This is a genomic window from Providencia sp. PROV197, assembly GCF_028479625.1.
In the GTDB taxonomy this organism is placed as follows: domain Bacteria; phylum Pseudomonadota; class Gammaproteobacteria; order Enterobacterales; family Enterobacteriaceae; genus Providencia; species Providencia vermicola.
In genome coordinates this window covers 72,555-92,295 of the sequence record NZ_JAMPNZ010000025.1, presented here as the reverse complement: position 1 = coordinate 92,295, position 19,741 = coordinate 72,555, and the positions used below count along the sequence as shown (strand labels likewise).

Here is a 19,741-nt window from a genome sequence, read left to right as displayed (position 1 = left end):
CGGTTTGTCAGCAGTCTGAGGCCTGAATTTATTCAGGCCTTTTTCTGAACAATATAAATGAGAGTGAAAACCGTATTTGACTAATCGTATTGATGGCTGATAAGTTAGCATTAACTCTATTTAGGAAAAAAATATGTCACAGGTTGTCGCACGTTTAAGCATGATTATTACCATCACTTAGTGGTGGGGATAAGCGACAACCGAAACCCGCCAGGCAAGGCGGGTTTTTTGTTCTTGTCTGGTCAAATCATCAGCAAGGAAACATATATGAATTTAACTGGAACACCACAACTCTCTGATAACAAAGTTCGTTTGCATTTTCTCTGTGGGAAAATTGCGTCTGGGAAGTCAACTCTCGCCAAACAGTTAGCTAAGCAGCCTCGAACGGTTTTATTGAGTGAAGATGAATGGCTTTCGACGTTGTACCCTAATGAAGTCACTGAGCTCACCCACTATATCGCCAAAAGTACGTTGGTGAAAAAGGTGTTAGAAAAGCATATCAAACAATTGATGGATGCAGGTAATACGGTTGTGATGGACTTCCCCGCGAATACGCCGAATCAGCGACAATGGCTAAAGTCACTCGCCCAATTATCGAATGTACCGTATGTTTTTCACGTTTTACAGGTTGATAATGATGAGTGCAAAGCACGCCTTGCAGCGCGTAATTTAACAGGTGAAAACCCTTTTCACACCTCAGACACACAGTTTGATTTAATCACCGCACATTTTTCTTACCCTGCGCCAGATGAACAATTAAATTGCCAGTTTTATCCTGAATAGGTGATATTTTCAGCGGTCTAACTTGTTCGCAGACTGCTGAAAATATTGATTATTTTGGACGGTACATCTTCACATTTTGTTGTTGTTCAATCCAATAGTAATCTGCGGGGCCACCTGCACGTAGCAACGGTTTTTGCACTGCACAATCATAAAGCCCATCAGTTAAGGTGGATTCATCAATATGCACCATGACAACCTCTCCCATGACCATCCACGTATCCAGTAATTGGCCATCAGCGCGTTTAAGTTGCTGATACTGAGTGACCACACATTCCATCGAGACGGGAGTTTGTGCTATGCGTGGTGGCGAAATCAATGTTGAAGGTAGGGTGGAAAGTTGTGTTAAAGCAAACTCACTTTCCCCTCGCTCAAGGGCGGCACTGCTCATATTAACTTGCTCACCAAGGCTTAGTGTCGCAAGGTTATAGACAAATTCCCCTGTTTCGATGGCATTGGTGACAGAGTCTTTTTTACCCACGCTGGAAAAGGCCAAAATGGGGGGGGAATAGTTAAAAATATTGAAAAAGCTATAAGGAGCAAGGTTGGTTCGGCCTTGGCTGTCACAGGTTGAGATCCAACCAATAGGACGTGGGCCGATTAAAGATGGAATAGGATCATGGGGAAGACCATGCCCTTTAGTTGGTTGATAACTATAGAATTTGGTTGTCATTGCAAGCTCCTTTTTTGTTTTATCCTAACGGATAATAGGGGCTGGCGTAAGGTTAAAAAATGAAAAATGCAATGAACGCATAAAGTTAGCAGTCAGCGGATAGCAATGAGTGAATAATAGGCTGATATTACTCACCAATGCGCTGGATAAAACTAGAAGGGCTTTGTCCCAGCCACTTTTTAAACATGGTGGAAAAAGACCCGACACTGCTGTAACCCAAGTCAAAAGCCACTTCGGTAATCGATTTTCCTGCGGAAATATGAGTGATGGCACTGAGCAAGCAAGCTTGTTGGCGCCAATCTGAGAAAGACAATCCCGTTTGTGCTCCGAAAAAGCGGCTAAAAGAACGCTCACTTTTATGGAGTTTCGCTGCCCACTCTTGGGGAAGAGAGGTGATCTGAGGCGCCTTTAAAAATTCACGACACATATGGGCGAGGTGCTCATCCCGTGGGATCGGCGCATAAAATGGTAAAGGCTCCGCACGCTCAATTTCGTGCAAGATCAATTGGATCATGGCGCCATCACGGCCATGAAGGTCATATTCGATAGGCGTATCGACAGCTTCCAGTAATAACTGGCGAAGTAATGGTGAAACGCGGAGCACTTCGCATTTATTCCCTTTGCGTGGTGCCGCTGCGGGTTCGATATACAAGCTGCGCGTACTCACATTTAGCATGCGGGTTTCATGGGGCGTATTGCAGGGGATCCACACACCGCTATCTGGAGGAATAACCCACTCGCCATCATCTGTGCTCACTTCAATCAAACCTGTTGCACCATATAAAAATTGTGCGCGGCGGTGAACATGAGAGTCCAGTAACACATTCGGTAAGTAATCAGTTCCGATCGCGAGAACATCACGTGGAACCGAATCAACGGTTTTAAGGGGGATATTTCTCATGGAAATTCCTCTTGGCTGAAATACAAACATAATGATTTTTTTTTCGAATATAGGCAATTTTTATTGATATAACCACATGTTTTCCATGGTTGGCTGAAATTCCGATCTCTTTGGCTGTTTTTCGAAAGTTGGTAAAACGGAAAATGATTACCCTAGCGCGGAAACCCAATGTATGCCTGAGGTAGAGTTATCATGGAAAATTACAACAATCAGAATGATGAGCAAGTCGGCCTGATTGAACCTTTAACCCGTCGTCGGTTTATTCAGGGCAGCTCTGCACTCATGGCTGTCCCTTTTTTAGCCGCAAATACGGTTGCTTCAACGCCAGAAAACCCAGATATCATTCCAACAAAAACGATTAATAATGAAGGGGAACGCGTCGTTTCCACTTGCAGTAGTTTTGACTGTGGTGGGAAATGCGATATTCGTGCGCATGTTAAAGAAGGTGTTGTCACGCGTATTAGCACTCGACCTGATGCTGATCTTGATGAAGAGATGCCAATCATGCGTGCATGCGTGCGTGGTCGTAGTTATCGGAAATTTGTTTACCACCCTAACCGGCTGAAATACCCAATGAAACGTGTTGGTAAACGTGGAGAAGGGCGTTTTGAGCGGATCAGTTGGGAGGAAGCCACCACGCTGATCGCAAGTAACATGCAACGAATCAATGAACAATATGGCCCCGCTTCACGCTTTGTTAGCTTAAGTACTGGGGTTACTGGGGGGATTTTTTCTGGTGCGAACATGTTACGCCGTTTATTCAATATCACAGGCGGTTTTTTAGAGAATTACCACTCGGTCAGTAATGGCAACACCATGGCGGTAACACCTTATACCTATGGAACTTCCGCGAGTGGCAGTACTTTGGATACGTTGGAAAATACTCCATTGGTGATTTTATGGGGGCATAACCCCAATGAAACCATTTTTGGGCATTCCAATCATTATTTCCAAAAAATGAAGAAAAATGGCACCAAATTTATTGTTGTCGACCCACGCTATTCTGATACTGCGTCGTCATTAGCTGACCAATGGATCCCCATTTTACCAACTACGGATAACGCGATGATGGACGCGATGATGTATGTGATCATCAGTGAAAATCGCCATGACCAAGCCTTTATTGATAAATATACAGTCGGTTTTGATGAGCACCAGATGCCTGATGGTGTGCCTGAAAATGAGTCATTGGTGGCTTATTTAATGGGCAAAAAAGATGGGGTAGTGAAAACCCCTGAATGGGCGGAACCCATAACCAAAGTTCCCGCAGATACCATCCGCCAGTTAGCACGTGAATATGCAGGTACTAAACCTGCAGCATTGATGCAAGGTTGGGGGCCTCAACGCCATATTTGCGGTGAGCGCTCAGCGCGTGGTGCAACGTTATTAGCGACTATCACGGGTAATGTAGGTGTGAAAGGGGGTTGGGCTGCGGGGTATGGTATGGCCGTTACCCCAGATTTACGCAAAACGTTGGCGGGCCCAAGCTTATTCGAAAACCCAGTTAAGGCGAAAATCAACATTACCAATTGGGTTCAAGCCTGTGAAGATAAAAGCCTTGTCACACCAAATAACGGCCTGAAAAATGCCGAAAAGCTCGATACCGAGATAAAAATGATTTTCTCGTTAGCGGGTAATTATATGACCAACCAAAATCCCGATATATTGCACGCCGCCAAAGTACTGGAGGATGAAAGTAAGGTGGAATTTATCGTCTATAGCGACTTATATATGACACCGAGTGCCAAATATGCCGATATTTTACTGCCCGAAACCAGTTTTTTAGAGCGCTGGAATGTGGGGGGAACTTGGGGAACGGGTAACTACATTATTTTATCTGAAAAAGTCATTGAGCCAGAGTTTGAACGCCGCAGTGATTATGAATGGTTGTGTGAAGTAGCTGAAAAGCTCGGTGTTGGCGAGAAATTTAGTGAAGGCCGTACAGAAAAACAGTGGATTGAACATCTCGTTAACGATGCCCACCAAAAACGCCCTGAGGATGGAATTCCTACCTTTGATGAGCTGTTGGTAAAACGTCGTCATTTACTGAAACACAAACCGCATATCGGGCATGTGGCGTTTGAAAAAAACATTAATGATATTGAAAAACACCCATTTGAAACGCCATCTGGGAAAATTGAGATTTTCTCGAAGCGTTTGTATGAGCGTCATGATGTTGATATTCCTGCGTTATCTCATTATGTCCCAGCGATTGAAGGGCCAGAAGATGCATTAACGACACGTTTCCCGCTGCAGCTTATTACGTGGAAAGGCCGAAATCGCGCCAACTCAACGCAATTTGCTAACCCATGGCTGCAAGAAGTCCAGCGCCAAGAGCTATGGATTAATCCAATTGATGCTAAGCGCCGAAACATTGTTGAAGGTGATTATGCCAAAGTGAACAATGACCGTGGGGTAACGCAAGTGCCAGTAAAAATCACTCAGCGCATTATGCCAGGGGTCGTTGCACTGCAAGCAGGTGCATGGTGGCAGCCTGATGAAAATGGTATCGACCAAGGTGGGTGCGCCAACGTATTAACATCAGCGCGTAGCACGGCAATGGCTCACGGAAATGCCCATCAAACATTATTGGTGGAGGTAACAAAAGCATGAGTAAATTCCACGTTTATCCCGCAGTTAGTGACAAACAACTCGGGTTTTATATCGATTCGGCACGCTGCTCTGGCTGTAAAGCGTGTCAGGTGTCCTGTAAAGATAAAAACAACCTCGACGTCGGGCGCAAATACCGCCGTGTTTACGAAGTAACTGGCGGTGAGTTTATCGAAAACGGCACAGGGGGGCTGGTGAATAATGTCTTTGCCTATACGTTATCTATTTCATGCAACCACTGTGCCGACCCTATGTGTGTCAAAAATTGCCCGACCACCGCGATGCATAAGCGCGAAGGTGACGGCATTGTGATGGTTAATACGGACAAGTGCGTTGGATGTGGCACCTGTGCATGGTCTTGTCCGTATGGCGCGCCGCAGATGAACCCTGAGACACAACAAATGTCAAAATGCGATTTTTGCATTGACCTACAGCTCAAAGGTGAGCAACCCGTTTGTGTGGCAACCTGCCCATTAGGTGCAATTCAGTTTGGCCCAATTGACGAGCTCAGAAAACGTTATGGTGAATTGGCGGATGTACGAGGGTTACCAGATTCCTCGATTACACACCCTAACCTTGTTATTCACCCACACCAAGGTTCTGGTCGTCAGTCTCAAGACACACAAGGAGAAACCAAATGAACGAATGGCCATTATTGTTATTCACCTTTTTGATGCAGTTGTCTATTGGGTTAAGCATTATGTTAGGCGTTTCTGCAAAGAAACTGTCTTCGGTGTTTGCAGGTAAAATTAATTCGCAATTTTTCTTGTGGTATTTATTTGTGGCCTGTGTCTTTGCGGGGGTAGGATTATTATCTTCGATTACTCACTTAGGTGTGCCACTCAATGCACCTAATTCGTTGTTAAATCTTTTTTCCTCTTGGCTAAGTCGAGAAGTGGTTCTTACTGCCACCTACTTTACATTTTTAGGACTCACTTTTTTATGGCTTTGGTTTAAAAAAGAATTGTCTTATCTGCTACTGGGGATGGCGATTATTGCAGGGCTGTGTGATGTATATGCTATGGCGTCAATCTATCGTTATACATCAATGTTAACGTGGATGAATGATAATACTTATCTGATGTTCTACGGCACGATGCTAACGGCTGGCGCTGCGGGTTATTATTTATTAATCAGTTTATTACTGCGTTTTAAAGCAGGTAGCGCTGGGGTACAAATTCCGACCCGCGGGCTGTGGATATTATGGGCAGTTATAGGGGTGAGCTTATTTATTCGCCTGGTTTATCAACCCGCTTATGAAAGTTACCTTGTCCACACGAGTTATAACAATGAGTCGATAACCTTTCCTATCGATTCTATTCATGCTTATCAAGCGATTTGGTCATTACGTATGACCAGCTGGGTGGTAGGAACGTTAGCGGTGATAGTTTTAGGCGTTGGTATATTCCGTCGTATGCGCACAGCGTCAAGTGAGGTATTAACTTCAAACGGTCAGGGCTATTTAGTGCTGGGGTGTGCCTGTGCGATTGTTGCTGAGTTTATGCTGCGTTATTGCTTTTACTCTATTCATATTTAAGGCAATTGTGATTCATTTTTTAGGAAGTCTTGGTCATTATGATCCACTTTTCACATTACGCAGCGGCTTTTAATATTTTGGGGACTTGCTATTTGTTTTCGCCCAATGATGATGCAAGTCACTATGCATTAAGCTTTTTTAAATTGGATGATTTTGCTGAACAATGGCCTTGTAAAATAAGTCCTCAATTGAGCCATCAAATCACGCAGTTTTTAAATATTGAACGGCAACAATTACATAAGCAATGGGCTGATTTGTTTATTGGCCCCAATACATTACCCGCTCCACCTTGGGGCTCGGTGTATCTCGACCCTGAGGGGGTATTGCAAGGTTCTTCAACGCAAGCGTTAAGTGCATTTTTACAACGCGAGCGGTTAAAAGTGCAAACACGTTACCCAGAACCTTCAGACCATGTTGGTTTAATGTTATTTCAGGCAGCGGTATTAGCGTCAGAGGTGAGAGAGCATGCATTAAAAGAATTACTTGTTGACCATTTGGAAAGTTGGTTACCACAGTTTTACCATCAACTAAATAGAACAATGCCAAATTCTTTTTATTCGCCATTAACTGAGTTAGCGCTAGTCACAGTTAAATCATGCCGCTAGTCTTTTATCAATATGACTTTTAATTCAGTATATTTGAATGTTAAATGGTTAATTAAACGTAATATTTGAATGAGGAAATGGTTAACAATTTATAATTAAATGAAAATTGATTTAGTTATAAGAAATGCAAATTAAAATGATTCCCACTTTAATTTTCTAAGCCATAATACATTTTTACGTCATACTACTTAATGATAGGTATTTACAGCGAAGGGGGTATAAAGTGGTCAATCTATTTAATCGGCTGTTGTCCCATGAAGATGCGGGAAAATTACTGTTACGTCTTTCTGTGGGCGGGCTAATGCTGTTCCATGGAATGAGCAAGTTAATGACAGGTGCTAGTGGTATCAAGGCGTTACTGGCTTCTTACGGTCTACCTGAATTTATCGCTTACGGCACTATTCTAGGCGAAGTCGTTGCCCCTATTTTTATTATTTTAGGGATATTAACTCGTCCATCTGCATTGTTAGTGGCGTTTACCATGGTTGTTGCATGGCTGATGATTGGTTTAGATAAAACCTTCGTTCTGGATAAAACAGGGGCATGGGCGATTGAAAGTATTGTGTATTTCTTCTTAAGTGCCATTGCATTGGCATTTATGGGCTCAGGACGATTTTCAGTGATGCGTAATGCATGCTGGCGATAAATAAATTTTAGTTAAGTGTTTTGACATTGCTTTGAGAAAAGACCATCAAGATTTTCTGATGGTCTTATTTTTTGAACAATAACCTGTTGAATTAGTCATTTTTCAACACAGTTTCGCGGAAAAATAGGTCTAACAAGCTGCTGTCTCGACATGCAGGTTCAGGAAAATCCAAACGCTCAGCGCGTTCAACGGTCTCCATCACTAGCGCATCTATCGCAGGGCGCCTTGCACCATAATGGCTTTCGTCGACATTCGACTTTATCACTAACAGTGCTTCAATTTCTGCCAACACAGATTTATTGGTAACGGTTGCAGTCACTAATTCTGAAAAAGCCATCGGTGGCATACTTTTATGCATTTCTATCCAACGCAGTGCTAAAACGGCTCTAAGCAGATAAAAATACTTTTTAAGTTTGACTTCTTTACCTTTAAAATCCGTATGTAAGTTACGCTTACTGATTGATAAATAATGATATCTAGACTTTAATGGTGAATAAAATCTTGCAGCAAGTTGCTCTAGCTCAGCAAAAAAATCATTGTCTTTAAAGTAGACAATAGGGGAATGTAGCCATTCTATTAATGCGGGGTTTGAATTACGCATTAATTTTAAAGCCTTGGATAATTCCCAGCCAGAAACGTCCAGCTCATCATCTATCGGTTTCTCTATGACATCCCGCTTGGGGTCTAGCGTTAAGTACCAGTCTAATTTATGAACATAGATAAATCGCACATCATAGTCGCTGTCGCGGGAGGCAAAGCCCCAACCGCGACTGCCTGATTCACAAGCAAAAAGAACTTTAACGTGGTGACTTTCTTCTATGTCTTTTAAGGTACGGCATATCCGTTCTTTCATTAGCACGGATACGCTTCCACGGTTGGTTTCCATGCATTCTCCTTTTTTAACCTTTCACACACACCACTTGGCGTAGGGTATGCACGATTTCAACTAATGATGATTGCGCTGCCATTACGGCATCAATGTCTTTATATGCCATTGGAATTTCATCAATCACATCGCTATCTTTTCGGCACTCAACGTGCGCAGTTGCCATTTTTTGGTCGCTGACTGAAAAACGCTTTTTAGCCTCAGTTCGGCTCATCACACGGCCTGCACCGTGACTGCAAGAGCAAAAACTTTCTTCATCGCCCAGTCCGCGCACAATAAAGCTTTTCGCTCCCATTGACCCTGGAATGATCCCCATTTGGCCTTTTCGAGCAGACACCGCGCCTTTTCGTGTCACCAAAATTTCTTCACCAAAATGTTGCTCTTTTTGCACATAATTATGGTGGCAATTTACCGCTTCTTGTTGGGTGGTAAACGGTTTTGGAATTTCACGTGAAAGTGCTTCCAACACACGGTGCATCATCACTTCGCGGTTATGGCGGGCGAAATCCTGCGCCCAACCCACGGCTTCCATATAGTCATTAAAATGCACGCTGCCTTCTTCAAAGTACGCTAAATCCCTATCTGGCAAATTAGCGATATGTTGCTGCATATCCTTTTGTGCCAATGAAATGAATAGGTTACCTATCGCATTTCCTACTCCGCGTGACCCGCTATGTAACATCACCCATACACGATTTTGCTCATCCAAACACAGTTCAATAAAGTGGTTCCCCGTTCCCAGCGTTCCTAAGTGGTTATAATGGTTAGTCCCACGTAGTTTTGGGTACTTATCGCAAATACGTTTAAAGTCCTCATCCAAATGCGCCCAATGGGTATCCACAATATCTGGTGTACGGTGCCATGCGCCTTTATCACGTCCGTGTCGATGAGTCGTTCGTCCGTGCGGCACAGCGGCTTCGATAGCAAAACGAATATTCTGTAAGCTATCAGGCAAATCAGACGCGATTAGGGATGTACGCACTGCAATCATTCCACAACCGATATCGACTCCCACTGCGGCAGGTATAATCGCCCCTTTGGTTGGGATCACACTCCCGATGGTTGATCCTTTCCCTACGTGTACATCTGGCATTACTGCTAAGTGTTTAAAAATAAAGGGCATCTTGGCGGTATTTTGCAATTGTGTTACCGCTTTCGGATCAACAGGAACGCCGTTAGTCCACATTTTTACAGGTACGCCAGTTTCTTGAATTAATTGATTGAAATTATTATGACTCATTGTTATTCCTTAATTTTTACCAATCCGTTTAATACTTGGTCTAATCCACCGTAAACGGAAATTTGGTCGATTCGATGTGCGATGCTTTCTAAGGTTTCGAGCTCTTTTAAGCGCAGCGCAACAGGGTTGTTTTCCATCACTTTGGCAGTATTTAACAGCGAACGCGTGGCGGCTGTTTCTTCGCGGCGGCGGATCACGTTAGCTTGTGCTGATTTTTCAGCTTCAACCACTTGGGACAATATAGTGCGCATTTCGCCCGGTAAAATAATGTCTTTCACACCAATACTGTCGACCTCTAAGCCAAACTCCGCAATACTTTGCACCACTTGCATTAGCATGAGTTCATCGATTAACTGCTTGTTTTCTAATAGTTCATCCAGTGTGCGGGTGCCCACGATCTCCCTTAATGAAAACTGTAATTCACGGTATAAATGTTCTACTGGCTGACTCAATTGAGAAAATGCATGTAGCACATCGGCATAGCGCCAGTTAGCCGATAAATTAATGCGCAACGTCACTTTATCTTTGGTTAAGATTTCTTGCCCGCTGACTTCCAGTGATTGTAAACGCGTATCAATAATGTCAATTTCAGGCGTGTGTTCTACACGCCAGTAACCGTGCGTACCTGCTTCAAGTAAACCCGTGATTTCACCATCAATTTTTAACACGCCAATATGCCAAGCGGGTATTTGAGCGACAAGGCACAGCTCGCTGCCTTTGATACGTTTTTTCGCGGCTAAGCGCTGTGTTAAGGCTTCTGGTAACACTAAATGCCCCACTTTTTGTTTTTCGACGCGCAGTGTATTGCCAGATTTCCAGTACAGACGGCGCGTTGCTGGCGATAAAATTTCAACCAAGTTATTGTGTGAATATAAAAAACCAATCTCATCATCTAATAAATCAATATCAACGCCATAGGAGGCTACCCAATTTGGGTGATATTGGCGAATTTGCTCAGCAAGCACAGAATCAATTGGTTTATCAATGGACTGTGAGCAAACATCAATGATTTGAATCTCAGGCTTCTGTTTAATTGACCAAAAACCGTAATTTCCCGCTTCTAACAGGCTTTTTATTTCACCATCCACTTTGAGCAGGCCAATTTGCCCCGCAAAAATTTGCGCCATTACACATAAATCACGGCCTTTAACCCCTTTTTTATGCACTAAATGATCCGTTAATTCATTGGTCATGGCTAATTGGGTCACGTTATGTTTTTCGATACGTAAATCATCGTTGGTTTTCCAGTATAAACGGCGTGTTTGTGGCGCGATAATTTCAACTAAATGATGATGTAAGTATAAAAAAGCAACTTCATCATCGGATAAATTAATATCAACACAATACGTATTTACCCAATCCATATGGAATTGGCGCAAATGATTTGCCAGTTTTTCTTCAATCGGTTCATTGTTTAATGTGAAAAATGAAACCGTCAGTTTATTAAACCAATCTTGTACGCGGTGCTCGCCTGCCACTAACAGTTGTTTGAAATCACCATTTTTTGACGTTAGTGCAATAAGTCCTTGAGCAACATTTATTTTTTTCATTATTTTTCCTTTTATTTATGTGTCTGGCGCTGAAGAACAAAACGAAGTTATGAGGGGAAAGAAAGAGCGCCAGATCGGCTGTCTAAATTTCTGCTCATCACTCGGTGAGGCTCTCGAGTGCCAGTTGTTAGCTAAACTTCAGCTAGGTTTTATTTACGTTTGGAATCGTATTTTAAGTTCAGGAGTCGAACCTGATAGCTAGGCTATTACCAAGGTATCTTACCGACGGCGGCATACAGACCATGTAGTGACAACAGCCACCATGTCTGCACCGGTTGAACGCGAAGTTCAGACATTTTCCGGCAGTGGATAAATTTATAATTGCCAGAAGCGTGCCAACTTTTTAAATGAGGTGAAAAATATTTTTATCTTAATGAAAAATAAAGACTAATTATTTTTTGGCTAAATGTTGCTTACAATGAGAGAGAAAATGAATTAGGCTATTTATTATCTTTTTATATCGTATTTTATAAATTTATATAAATCATGAGCGAGAAACGCAAGGTTGTGATAGGTGTGCTTGGCACGGTATTAGACAGGCGAGGTAAAAAAGCCAATCGCTGGACCAAATGGCGTCCAACTGTGGGGCTATGCCAACAGCCGAATATCAATATTGGTCGCTTTGAATTGATTCATCAGGTCAATGACTACTCGATGGCGCAGCGTGTTAAAGAGGATATCGAGCAAGCCTCACCGCAAACGGAGGTCGTATTGCATGAGGTGGATATTGCAGATCCGTGGGATTTCGAGGAGGTGTATACCTCGCTGCTCGATTTTTCTGCGAGTTACCCCTTTGATACGGATAACGAAGAGTACCTTGTGCACATCACTACAGGGACGCACGTGGTACAAATTTGTTGGTTTTTATTAACTGAAGCGCATTATTTGCCCGCTAAACTTATTCAAACATCACCCAGTGAAAAGGGCAGGGAAAAAGACCCGATGGGTATTCACACGGTGATTGACCTTGATTTAAGCCGTTACACCCATATCACTAGTCGCTTCCAAAAAGAGCAACAGCAGCAAGTTTCGTTTTTAAAATCAGGTATTGCCACGCGTAACAGCGCGTTTAATACCATGATTGAGCAAATTGAACGGGTGGCGCTACGCTCAAAAGCCCCTATTTTATTGAATGGCCCGACAGGTGCGGGGAAATCATTTCTGGCTCGACGAATTTACCAATTGCGTGAAAGCCGTCACCAAGTGAAAGGGCGGTTTGTGGAAGTGAACTGCGCCACGTTACGCGGTGATAATGCCATGTCGACGTTGTTTGGCCATGTGAAAGGGGCATTTACGGGGGCGTTAAACTCCCGAAAAGGGCTGTTAAAAGAAGCGGATAGCGGCATTTTATTTCTCGATGAAATCGCTGAGCTCGGCCTTGATGAGCAAGCGATGCTGCTTAAAGCCATCGAAGAAAAACGTTTTTTCCCTTATGGCGCCGATGAAGAAATTCACAGTGATTTTCAATTGATTGCGGGAACCCATCGCAACTTGGTGCAACAGGTTGAAGAGGGGAAATTTCGTGAAGATTTATTCGCCCGCATCAATATGTGGACGTTTGCTTTACCTGGTTTGCGCGATCGCCGTGAAGATATTGAGCCGAATATCGATTATGAGCTTGTGAAGTTCAGCCAAGATGCGCAAAACCAAATCCGTTTTGATAGCGAAGCGCGCAACGTGTATGTGAAATTTGCGTGCTCAGAACAGGCGTTATGGCGCGGTAACTTCCGCGAACTGGGGGCATCGATTAGCCGAATGGCAACATTTGCTGAAAAAGGGCGGGTCACCAAGTCGATAGCTGAAGAGGAAATTGAGCGTTTGCAATCCCAGTGGCAAGTTAAATCAAGCAATCCATTACCTAAACACGTGGGTGAAATTGATTTATTCGACCAACAACAGTTAGCCACAGTACTGGATGTGTGCCGCCGTTCTTCATCCCTTTCAGAGGCGGGGCGTGCACTATTTGCGGTATCTCGGCAACAGAAAAAACAACCCAATGATGCAGATAGACTACGAAAATATTTGGCGAAATTTGGGTTAGATTGGGATAGTGTGAAAGCTGACGGTTAAGAGGCTTTATATTGCTAAATTGCAGAAATAAATCTCTCCGCTGAGGCTGAGATTTATGGTTTGGTAGATACGGTTTGTTGTGTTCGTTACTTTCTAACCTGAGGCTCCCTGAAATGGTTTTTCAGGGAGATAGCCATTAATTGCCGAGATTAAAGTTTTTGAGCCATCTCAAATTGATCACCGCTGTTATGACAATATGGCCCATAATGCTTTTTTTATTTTTTCTACCTGTTCAGTTTGATTTTTTCGACTTGATTGGATAGGACTGACGACTAAGGTTGTGTCAGTTGAGTATTTACCATTCACACTCGCGTTAATATTGTGATTGCCTGCTTTTAGCTCAGGTAATGTCACATGATAAATACCCGTTTTTCCTTCTTTCGCCGGACGTGTATAGGCTTGCCCATCAATATTGACGGTAATTTCAGTTTCACTGGTCACCAAATTGCCATATTTATCGATTAGCTCGATAATCGCAATGCTATCTGTGCCAGACACCCGCTTTTCTATGTTAGTGATTTTCACCTTATCAACATGGGATGTTCCTGCTGCGTTATTAACCTGTACTGCAGTGAGAGGGCTACGGGTACTATTGATGAAGGTCGTTAAATCATTGCTCCCAACGTCTGTTAATGTCAAAGTAGTGGTGTAAGACCCATCGTTATTATCCATCCAGTTTAAGGTATTACCTTTGTGTTTACCGATATCGATATTCTCGGTATTTAAGCCCGCTAAGCCATTACCAAAGGTATCAGTCACCGTTACCGTTATATCAAGAGGATTACCGGATTGAAAACGGTGACTGTGATCAAGCGTGATAGCCACTTTGTCAATAACGCCTTTCCTGCCTTGTTGACCCATTTCGTTTGAGTTATTCAGTGGCTGCTCAATCAGTGCGCTTTTCTTGATTGATGCAATACCACTTGCACTCGCATGGACATCATCTATTGCATCGCTTTGGCTATATTCAGTAATAAACTGCCCTACCTTGTTATCATCTGTTAGTACGGGAATATTCACCAGTGTTAGCAGGTCATCAGAAGTTAGCATTTTTGCATGGCTAGCCATAACGAGTATGATGGCTGAAGACCATATTGTCGTAAAGAGGACAAAACCATTTGAAATCTTGTGTCTCAGTGTGGATTTTATCGTTGACGTAGCGGGGTTCATTCAATTTATTCCTAGTTTTATATTAACTCGGTTATTGTTGAATTTTTATATAGGTAAGAGCTTGTGAATTACTCTGACTTAAACAGAAGAGGAATTTCCAAAATGGAAAGACGTGGAGTGGAAGGCTTTTACTGGCAATGTTAAAAGAAACAATACTGTACATATATCCAATAAATCCATCAACTGGCGAGTTGAATTAAAAAATGTTAAGAACCAAATTTTGCCTCTGAGAGAGCAAATAAATTAAACTTATTTTATCGCAAGTAGTGTTATCCAATTTTTTGAAATAGTTCCCTTAATAAACTTAACGATGTATGTCTGTTTTGCTCATTTATTGAGGGCTTGAAAAGACTCTCTGTGCTTGGTTGAATATATGAAGTAGGTGCATACTTTAGAAAATTCACTTGTATTGTTCTACTATCGCCATTCAAGGTAGCAATGATATCTATGGAACCTTCAACTAAGCTGCTGATCTCTAATTCCGTATTTCCATACTCATCAGTCAGGTTAGCTGGTGAGATAATGCCATTTGAGGCTTCAAAGTGAACAAATGCACCAGCAATGCTTTGTCGGCTATTATTTATAATACGCAGTTTGATTTTGTTTTTACTGATCCCATCTGCCGCTACATTGTTTCGAATGATATCAATACTACTAATAAATGACTGACTAATATCGGGTTTAAAGTGATACATTTCATTAATTTCCGGGCCATACTCAGTGTTTGCTTTTACTACATAACTTCCTGATATAAAAGTAGTAAATTGTATGGATGCCTCGCCTTTATCATTGGCGATAATGTTATATTTTTGCTCAGAAACCGCTTTTTTAGCTTTGGCTTTCCACATAAAATGATTAAGTAATGAATAATATCCCGTATTTTTTTGGTCAATAGATCTAAGATTTGCAGGCAATACGAAGTTGACTTTCGCATTGGGGACAGGGTGACCAAGAGGATCTTTAATTACGATGGCGAATGTATTTGCGTCCTTACCATCAGCGATACCATTATTTCTTTTCTTGGTATTTTCATGAGTGATAGTGAGCGCGCCTGTGCCAGTTACTTCAATTAACGTTTCCACTTGTGGTGAAACATTGCCTTTCGTGTCATAAACCGTCACGGTTAAGCGATAGAGGTTGAGCTGTTGGTTTTTTAATGCGTTGTTGGTAATTTTGTAAGACGGCAATTTTACTGAACTATCTATTCCATTAAGGTGGAGTCTTCCCCCAGCCGCTATTAATTCAGGGGCATCTACAACTATTTTTTCTAGAGGATATTTAGTGGTTAAGTTGCGGATAATAGAGCGTTCTTCTCCTGTCACGCCCTGAATAACTTTCGGTAATGATAACGAAATTAAGGTTTTCTTCTGGTACTCCAACACAATATTGTTATTACGATTAACAAAGTCATAGCGATTGTTGGGAATATGACGATTAGCCTCTATTACTGAAGTATCAAGGTGCTGCTCTAAGCTTCTCCCTAACAACCAGTTGAACGCAATTTTTGCACCTGTTTCATTTGCTCCATTATTACCTATTCTATGTTCTACATTTAGAGCAAGGAGGGGGAATGGAGACCAGTTGACACCGACGGTAGCAGCCATTGGGTTTTTCTGGCGTTCATTTGTACCAAATAAAGCCACGTCATCACCGTAATATTGTTCAAGTTTTAGGTTAGCACCTAAATTAGAATAAGCGGGTAGCCAACCTTCAAGTTGAATATCCCAGCCGTTGGCTGGGCGTACATAATAATCATGGGCTAATTCGGATGCACTACGCCAAGTCGATAGCCCTAAATAGCTATTCGTACTCACCCTAGCGTAATCTTGAGCATACTCCAAACCAAGTCCTAAGCGCGAATGGTAATGGGATAAATCATGGTCAAAGAAAGCATTTATCCCGACCATGCTATTTTGATGAAAATGACGTAATCCAATACCATTATTACTTTGCAGACGACCATCAGTACGATGAATACTGTGCTGAGAAAATAGTAAAAAGTCATGTTGGTCATACCAAGGTACTAGCCAATCTAATTGAGAGGTTTTAATTGATAACTTTTCATTAAGGTTAATATTTAGCCTAGTATTACCTGCTTTAGATAACCAATGTGTTATTTCATCAGTAGCGATATTTGCGGCTTTATGGCGAGCGTAATCTTGTGCCATATCTGCAAGTTTTTTTTGTTTTTTTTCTTCAGATACAAAGTTTGCTGCATTTTGCCCATATTCTGCTAAAAAACGTTCAGTGCTATCTCCTGGTTGGGTCCTCTCAAATTGAAAGGCATTGCTACCTAGCGTAGGTAAATCGTCTAAATAGGCGATTTGGGCATAACTTGGCACTATTAGCCCAATAGCCGTGAACCAAATTACCGTAGAGAGTATTAAACTGCTCGGTAGTTTTGAGTTCAATTTTGACGAAGGGGAATTCATCGAACATATATCCTGATATCAATATTAATACTGTTATTTTCAGGGCAAATAGTGGTCTGTGCTTGTGAATTGATTGGATTTAAACGGAAAGGGTATTCGTGTTGTGGAATCGTTCGGAATGGGCGTTGCTATCTTTTGATTAATAAAGTTTTTTTACTCCCCGCTCTAAAGTAGAGGGGGGAGTGTCTAAGATGCTAAGGTGTTACTGACACGGTAAGCTTAGGGCTTGAATGCCCATTGATTGAAGCAATAATGTTAGTGTCACCAGATGGTAATAGTGTTAAGTAGGTAGAATAATCTCCATCGCTTTCTTCATTCCAGCCCAATATATTGGCGTTATGGTGGCCAAGGTCGATATTGTTTGGGTTTACACCTTCAAGTGTGTTTCCAAAGGCATCGCTGAGAGTGACCGTAATGAGTACATCACCACCAACGGTGACATGATGAGTGGACGATGTTGATAGTTCAATGTTTTCGACGACACCTAACTGGCCTTTAGGACCGCTACCATCAGAATTAATCGCATTGATAGTTAGTGGTGGATTCACAGTTAACGTATGTTTAGGTGATGTTTTTCCATTCAAAGAAACGGAAATGGTGTAATCACCAGCCATTTGTCCTGAAAGTAACCCATAATACTCACCTAGATTAACTAAACTTTCTTCGATCTTGACGGGAATTTGTTTATTGCCAATGTTGACCATTATGATCCCATCCGCACCAGATACTGGATTGCCATTCACATCGGTTAATTTGAGTGACATCGTTATCTCTTTCCCTGCATAGGTTGACTGAGTATTCAGGATCTCAATTTTTTTCAAAGTTCCACTGATAAAATAAACGGCAATGGTTTCTTTTTGGCCATTGATAGTTGCGGTAACTTCACTTGTTCCGCTTTTCATACTCGTCAAAGGCATTTTAATGATCCCCGCTTTATTAGTAATACCTTGAGCCGCAATATCTCCTAAAGTAGCGGTAAAATTGACGGTTTCACCTGCTATAGGGTTGCCCTTAGCATCGGTAATATAAGCTGAGACCATATTCGCTGACTTCCCATCGGAGAGAGCGCCTGTTTGGTCGATAGTGAAACTATGAATACGCGCCTGGCTAGTTGTTACGGTACTGATATTAGTGACTTCAATCAGAGTGTTACTTGTTGATGAGGCATTTCCGTTAATATCATAGGCAATAGCACTTAAATGATAACGGTTCAATTTTTTACTTTCTGAGGGGGTTGATGCGGTTTTATAAGGCGGTAACTTTACGGTAGTATTTTGGCCAGAAGCATGAATAACACCGCCCGCAGCGAGTAGTTCAGGTGCATTCCAGACAATCTTTTTAAGTGGATATTGAGTTGTTATTGATTGTACGAGTGGTAACTCTTGTCCTGCCTCCCCTTGAACTTTTGCTACGAGTTTCAATTGAATTTCAGTTTTCTTTTGATAATCAATAACAATATTGTTATTGCGATTGACGAAGTCAAAGCGATTATTCGAAACATGCCGTGATTCACCGACTTTAGATGGGTCTATTTGCTCAATGAAATTCTTATCAAATGCCCAAGTAAATTGTACTTTGGCGCTGGTATCTTGTAATCCACTGCTTATTTTGTGATCTGCACTAAAGGTGACAAGAGTAAAAGGAGTCCAACTTACGCCGAGAGTGGCTGCCATGGGATCTTTTTGCAGTTTATTTTTCCCCATTAAAGCCACATTATGACCGACATACTGTTCAAACTTAAGGCTTCCACCGAGTTGAGGGTAAGCGGGTAGCCAACCTTGTGCTTGTAAATCCCACCCACGAGCAGGGCGTGCATTATAAGATTGGGGTAGCTCAGATGAGCTACGCCATGAAGAAACAGGGAAATAAGTATTCGCACTTAGCTTTAAGTAATTTTGCCAGTATTCAGCGCCAAGGCCTAATCTGGAATGGTAATGTGAAAGGTCATGGTCAAAGAATGCATTGATACCCACAGTGCTCTTATCATTGAAATGACGTAGACCAACCCCATTGTTGCTTTGTAATCGCCCATCTGTATTGTGAATACTATGCTGGGTAAACAACAACATATTAGTTTGCTGGTACCAAGGGATCAGCCAATCAAAATGGCTGTTTTTAAGGGATAATTGTTGATCGAAATTCAGGCCAACTTTCACATTACCAGCCTTTGACAGCCAACGGGTAATCTCTTCTATCGCGGCATTAGCGGCTTGATTACTGAAATAACTTTGCGCCATTTGTGAGATTTCATGGCCACTTTTTTGTGAGGCGATCAATGTTGCTGCAGTTTTACTGTATTGAGCTAAATTACGCTCGCCATCGTTATTTTCTGCCATTTGGTTAGGGCTGCCTAAAATTGGAAGCTCATCTGGTGTTAGCATTTTTGCATAGCTGGGTAATATTGGTACCATAGCTAATGGCCCGACCGCCATCAATAAGGCACAAAGGGTGGGAAATTTATTTTTAGAGCAAAACATTAAATCTATTCCTAGGCTGGATATTCATTACTATTATTTTGGAATATGAGCGACTGGAAACGCTTGGGAATTAATTGGATTAATACGGAAAGGAAATTTGTACGCTGGAAATGTTTGGAATTGGTGACGTTGATTAACATCCGCGAGCATATCGAATAATAATT

At 42.1% G+C, this 19,741-nt stretch carries 15 protein-coding genes; 7 read left to right on the top strand and 8 right to left on the bottom strand.

Annotated elements, in window-relative coordinates:
* Window positions 1-267: 267 nt before the first annotated feature.
* Window positions 268-783 carry an AAA family ATPase gene (locus PR808_RS15335; RefSeq protein ID WP_206086284.1) on the top strand — a complete coding sequence of 172 codons (516 nt, stop codon included), beginning with the start codon at window positions 268-270 and terminating at the stop codon, window positions 781-783.
* Window positions 784-832: 49 nt separating this feature from the next.
* Here the strand turns inward: PR808_RS15335 and PR808_RS15330 are convergent, their stop codons facing one another.
* Window positions 833-1,453 (bottom strand): flavin reductase family protein, encoded by a 621-nt coding sequence (locus PR808_RS15330; RefSeq protein WP_225820702.1) that lies wholly within the window; start codon window positions 1,451-1,453, stop codon window positions 833-835.
* A 127-nt stretch (window positions 1,454-1,580) separates the two neighbouring features.
* Complete coding sequence (locus PR808_RS15325) at window positions 1,581-2,354, bottom strand: AraC family transcriptional regulator (RefSeq protein WP_272539594.1); 774 nt, start codon at window positions 2,352-2,354, stop codon at window positions 1,581-1,583.
* Between the two features lie 192 nt (window positions 2,355-2,546).
* Between PR808_RS15325 and PR808_RS15320 the strand changes: the two genes are divergently transcribed.
* From PR808_RS15320 to PR808_RS15300, 5 genes are all read left to right on the top strand, one after another.
* The gene (locus PR808_RS15320) at window positions 2,547-4,967 is read left to right on the top strand and encodes a DMSO/selenate family reductase complex A subunit (RefSeq protein ID WP_206086287.1); all 2,421 of its coding nucleotides are present in this window, start codon (window positions 2,547-2,549) and stop codon (window positions 4,965-4,967) included.
* Window positions 4,964-5,605, top strand: a complete 642-nt coding sequence (locus PR808_RS15315) for a DMSO/selenate family reductase complex B subunit (protein ID WP_272539593.1) — start codon at window positions 4,964-4,966, stop codon at window positions 5,603-5,605. Before PR808_RS15320 ends, PR808_RS15315 begins: the two co-directional genes overlap by 4 nt.
* Window positions 5,602-6,501 carry a dimethyl sulfoxide reductase anchor subunit family protein gene (locus tag PR808_RS15310; RefSeq protein WP_272539592.1) on the top strand — a complete coding sequence of 300 codons (900 nt, stop codon included), beginning with the start codon at window positions 5,602-5,604 and terminating at the stop codon, window positions 6,499-6,501. The genes PR808_RS15315 and PR808_RS15310 overlap by 4 nt, the downstream gene beginning before the upstream one ends.
* Window positions 6,502-6,539: 38 nt before the next feature.
* The gene (locus PR808_RS15305) at window positions 6,540-7,106 is read left to right on the top strand and encodes a molecular chaperone TorD family protein (protein ID WP_272539591.1); all 567 of its coding nucleotides are present in this window, start codon (window positions 6,540-6,542) and stop codon (window positions 7,104-7,106) included.
* A 223-nt stretch (window positions 7,107-7,329) separates the two neighbouring features.
* Entirely contained in the window at window positions 7,330-7,752 is a 423-nt protein-coding gene (locus PR808_RS15300; protein ID WP_206086291.1) for a DoxX family protein, read from the top strand.
* Window positions 7,753-7,843: 91 nt separating this feature from the next.
* Here the strand turns inward: PR808_RS15300 and PR808_RS15295 are convergent, their stop codons facing one another.
* Genes PR808_RS15295 through PR808_RS15285 form a run of 3 tightly spaced genes read right to left on the bottom strand, consistent with a single transcriptional unit; the run spans window position 7,844 to window position 11,005 of the window.
* Window positions 7,844-8,638, bottom strand: coding sequence for a nucleotidyltransferase domain-containing protein (locus PR808_RS15295; RefSeq protein WP_272539590.1), 795 nt, complete (start codon window positions 8,636-8,638; stop codon window positions 7,844-7,846).
* 13 nt (window positions 8,639-8,651) lie between these two features.
* Complete coding sequence (locus PR808_RS15290) at window positions 8,652-9,878, bottom strand: RtcB family protein (RefSeq protein WP_272539589.1); 1,227 nt, start codon at window positions 9,876-9,878, stop codon at window positions 8,652-8,654.
* Between the two features lie 2 nt (window positions 9,879-9,880).
* Window positions 9,881-11,005, bottom strand: a complete 1,125-nt coding sequence (locus tag PR808_RS15285; protein WP_272539596.1) for a slipin family protein — start codon at window positions 11,003-11,005, stop codon at window positions 9,881-9,883.
* A gap of 909 nt (window positions 11,006-11,914) precedes the next feature.
* Here PR808_RS15285 and rtcR point away from each other — a divergent pair.
* Window positions 11,915-13,498 (top strand): RNA repair transcriptional activator RtcR, encoded by a 1,584-nt coding sequence (gene rtcR / locus PR808_RS15280; RefSeq protein WP_272539588.1) that lies wholly within the window; start codon window positions 11,915-11,917, stop codon window positions 13,496-13,498.
* Window positions 13,499-13,684: 186 nt separating this feature from the next.
* Here the strand turns inward: rtcR and PR808_RS15275 are convergent, their stop codons facing one another.
* The 3 genes from PR808_RS15275 to PR808_RS15265 form a co-directional block, all read right to left on the bottom strand.
* Window positions 13,685-14,668 (bottom strand): hypothetical protein, encoded by a 984-nt coding sequence (locus tag PR808_RS15275; RefSeq protein ID WP_272539587.1) that lies wholly within the window; start codon window positions 14,666-14,668, stop codon window positions 13,685-13,687.
* Window positions 14,669-14,937: 269 nt separating this feature from the next.
* Window positions 14,938-17,010 carry an inverse autotransporter beta domain-containing protein gene (locus PR808_RS15270; protein WP_272539586.1) on the bottom strand — a complete coding sequence of 691 codons (2,073 nt, stop codon included), beginning with the start codon at window positions 17,008-17,010 and terminating at the stop codon, window positions 14,938-14,940.
* Between the two features lie 284 nt (window positions 17,011-17,294).
* Window positions 17,295-19,577, bottom strand: a complete 2,283-nt coding sequence (locus PR808_RS15265) for an inverse autotransporter beta domain-containing protein (RefSeq protein ID WP_272539585.1) — start codon at window positions 19,575-19,577, stop codon at window positions 17,295-17,297.
* Window positions 19,578-19,741 lie beyond the last annotated feature (164 nt).